The organism is Acinetobacter sp. 1566109 (assembly GCF_000582255.1).
Lineage (GTDB): Bacteria > Pseudomonadota > Gammaproteobacteria > Pseudomonadales > Moraxellaceae > Acinetobacter > Acinetobacter nosocomialis.
Genome location: NZ_JEYB01000121.1, coordinates 1 through 2818 on the forward strand (window position 1 = coordinate 1; position 2818 = coordinate 2818).

Annotated in this window: 4 protein-coding genes; 3 read left to right on the forward strand and 1 reads right to left on the reverse strand. The window is 37.1% G+C overall.

Annotation, left to right across the window (positions count from 1 at the left end):
* Positions 1-432, forward strand: a 432-nt coding sequence (locus J582_RS27015) for a hypothetical protein (RefSeq protein WP_032048820.1), incomplete at its 5' end; no start/stop codon positions are given.
* 157 nt (positions 433-589) lie between these two features.
* On the opposite strand, the gene J582_RS24460 is transcribed toward J582_RS27015, so the two are convergent.
* A complete protein-coding gene (locus J582_RS24460) occupies positions 590-1192 on the reverse strand; it encodes a TetR/AcrR family transcriptional regulator (RefSeq protein WP_002048563.1) in 603 nt (200 codons plus the stop codon).
* A 111-nt stretch (positions 1193-1303) separates the two neighbouring features.
* On the opposite strand from J582_RS24460, the gene J582_RS24465 reads away from it, so the two are divergent.
* Complete coding sequence (locus J582_RS24465) at positions 1304-2401, forward strand: alkene reductase (RefSeq protein WP_031981919.1); 1098 nt, start codon at positions 1304-1306, stop codon at positions 2399-2401.
* 28 nt (positions 2402-2429) lie between these two features.
* A partial coding sequence (locus tag J582_RS24470; RefSeq protein ID WP_032048822.1) for an alpha/beta fold hydrolase occupies positions 2430-2818 on the forward strand: 389 nt, incomplete at its 3' end.

Below are 2818 nucleotides of genomic sequence, written 5' to 3' on the forward strand. Positions count from 1 at the left end.
AAAATGACGTTTTATAATTATTTTCACTCTAAAGAACGCTTCATTGATATCTGTTTAATTGTGCAAAAAGAACGGCTCCAAGACCAAGTGGTTGCAATAGTGGAGTACGACCATGACACAAGCACAATCGATAAACTCAAAAAACTTTATATATTACACACCGACTTAGAAGGGCCGTACTACTTATTATTTAAGGCTATTTTTGAAACTAAAAACAGTTATCCAAACGCTTACCAAACTGCGGTCAGATACAGAACATGGCTTAGCAATGAAATATATAGTCAGCTTAGATTACTAAAAAACGATGCAGCCTTTAATGACGCCAAAATATTGCTATATATGATTGAAGGCGCAATTATTCAGCTTTTAAGCTCAGAACAGATCGATCAAAAAGAGAGGTTATTTAATTACTTTCTAAATGCTTTGGCTTAGCTAAAAGTGTGGAAATGAAAAGATAGAAACAATAAAAACCATCAAGGTGAGCGTTTTTTCACTACCCTACAAACCTTATTGGTTGTTTAAAGCAATCTTATCTTAGTGATTTAAGTTGAAATCAAACCAAATGATTTCAACTATAAAATCATTAAAATTAATTGTTTAAAGTTTTTAAAGCCATTTCTACACTGTCGTATAGATTTTCAATAGGCACATTATCTTTTGCTTGAACCGTAATACCAAATAGAATCATGCCAAAATAATCTGCTAAAACATCTAAGTTTAAGCTTTCAGCCACATCACCATCTTTTTGACCTTGTTCAAGTCTCGCTCTAATAAGAGCAACGGTTTTTCTGCGTTCATTACTCAAGATGTCTTGTACATTTTTACTTTCAGATGAACCTGATAATGCAGCAGAGACAACTAAACAGCCTGTTTTATCAGGCTTACTATAAAATTGATCAATCGTTCTGATTAACAAATTTTTAATGCCTTCTTGAGCAGTTAAAGACTCTTGAAGTGCCTCAATTCGATAATTACCAAAATTTTTAACATAATAATCAACAGCTTCAATAAACAATTTTTCTTTGTTTCCAAAAGAAGCGTAAAGACTTGGCGGATTGATTTCCATCGCTTTTGTCAGGTCATTAATCGATGTTGCTTCATAACCATTTCGCCAAAATAGATTCATCGCTTTGTCTAATGCAGCATCTCGATCGAAATTACGAGGACGGCCACGACCTGCGGTTTTGTTCATTTTGTTCTCCATTTTGTATCAATCACTACAAAAAATCGTTGACTGTATTTTAGCATGATTATATAGTGATCACTACATAAATAATCTTATGCATATTTTAAGGGCTAACATATGAATCACAAATTATTTAATCCAGTGATTGTGGGCGATGTTGAACTAAGCAATCGTATTGTTATGGCACCGATGACCAGATCAAGAGCAGCACAACCTAATGATGTGCCGACCGAGCTTAATGCACTTTATTACGGTCAACGTGCAAGTGCTGGTTTGATTATCACCGAAGGCACACAAGTTTCTGATGTGGGTAAAGGCTATTCTTTTACGCCCGGTATTTATTCAGAAGAACAAATCAAAGGTTGGGCTTTAGCGACTCAGGCTGTACATGAAAAAGGCGGAAAAATTGCTGCTCAGTTATGGCATGTTGGGCGTATGTCGCACTCTTCACTGCATAGCAACCACGAACAACCCATTGCACCATCTGCTATTCAGGCCAAAGCTTCAGTATTTATTGCCAATGAAAAAGGTGAAGGGGCAATGGTGCCTGCCGAAATGCCAAGAGCAATGGATTTTGATGATATTCAAAACGTTAAACAGGAATTTATTCAAGCTGCTCGCAATGCTGTACAAGCAGGTTTTGATTTAGTCGAAATTCATGCCGCGAATGGTTATTTATTTGACCAGTTCTTATCTACAGATGCGAACCAGCGTACTGATAACTATGGTGGATCTGTTGAAAATCGTGCACGTTTCTTATTGGAAACTGTCGACGCATTGATTGAGGCGATTGGTGCTGGCCGAGTAGGGGTGCGTTTATCACCTTGGGGAACCATTAATGGCATGACAGACCAACAACCCGAAGAAATTACGCTTTATTTAGCTGAACAATTACAAAAAAGAAATATCGCTTATATTCATTTGGCTGAGTGGGACATGCTTCCACATGGTGATACTTATCCTGTGGGTTTCAGAGAAAAACTCCGTTCATTATTCACAAACACATTAATTGTTTGTGGAAATTACTCACTCGAAAGAGCCGAAACTATTCTTGATAAAGGATTAGTAGATGCGGTGGCATTTGGTCGTCCTTTCATTTCTAACCCAGATTTAGTAGAGCGTTTACAGTCAGGCCATGCTTTAGCGCAAGCCAAATCTGAATATTTCTATGGTGGCGATGCAACGGGTTATACCGACTATCCGACTGCTCAATAAGCTCACTCTATAAATCAAGGCTAAGAAAATGAATAAATTTTTTAAAGTAATGACTTTGTCCGCAGCAATTGGTGTATTGGGATTGAGTCAAGCAAATGCAGAATATGACCCAAACTTAAAGTCGATAGATACACCTCCAGCCGTTTCACAGCAAATGTTTAATAAAGTGAAATCTGAGGGGTTAGGTCAGTATGCTTATGCAAAAGGTTTATCTAGTAAGTTTATAGAGTCTGAAGGCGTAAAACTTCATTACGTTGAAGGTGGATCTAAAGGCACACCAATTGTATTTATTCATGGTTTTGGTTCGACATGGAAAATGTGGGAACCAGTCATGCTTTCTTATATGAAAGACCATAAAGTGATTGCAATAGATTTACCGGGTTTGGGTCAATCATCTCCCATACTTAACGATGATTA